This is a genomic window from bacterium (assembly GCA_020440705.1).
Taxonomy (GTDB): Bacteria; Krumholzibacteriota; Krumholzibacteriia; order LZORAL124-64-63; family LZORAL124-64-63; genus JAGRNP01.
This window is the reverse complement of sequence record JAGRNP010000353.1, coordinates 1-568: the sequence shown is the minus strand read 5'-3', so window position 1 is coordinate 568 and position 568 is coordinate 1. Positions and strand designations below refer to the sequence as shown.

General features: G+C 69.2%; 1 protein-coding gene. It reads right to left on the bottom strand.

Annotated elements, in window-relative coordinates; all coding sequences use genetic code 11:
* Positions 1-69: 69 nt before the first annotated feature.
* Positions 70-568, bottom strand: a 499-nt coding sequence (locus KDM41_18750) for a DNA replication/repair protein RecF (protein ID MCB1185464.1), incomplete at its 5' end; no start/stop codon positions are given.

Below are 568 nucleotides of genomic sequence, written 5' to 3'. Positions count from 1 at the left end.
AGGATCGACCCGATCTTCTCGGGCCCGTGCTTGCCGTCGTGCGCTGTCGTCAAAGTGAAGGTCTCGGCGTCATGGTGACGGGGTGACGCGGCCGGCGTCGATCCGCCAGGTGAGCCGGCCGGGAGGATCCCAGCCCGCCACGTCCTCGCCCCGGGCGGTGGCGATGAACACCTGGTGGTCCGCGGCCGTCCGCTCCTGCAGCTCCCGGGAACGGTCCTTGTCCAGTTCGCTGAAGATGTCGTCGAAGAACAGCACCGGGCGCAGGCCGCGGGTCCGATGGACCAGATCCGCCTGGGCCAGCTTCAGCGCGACGGCCGCGGTGCGGGTCTCCCCGCGCGAGCCGAACGTGCGCAGGGCGACGCCGTCCAGGGCGATCTCGATGTCGTCCATGTGCGGTCCGGCGAGGCAGCGTCCGCGCCGGAGTTCATCCTGCCCAATATAGTCGAATAGCCCCGAAATTTCCTGGATGAAATGCGTTTCATCGTGATTGTCCGCCAGGGGGTCCGCGGCGGCCTGGAGCTGGGGCCGGTAGGTCAGCGTGAGGCGTCCCGCGGCGGGGGCCAGATCG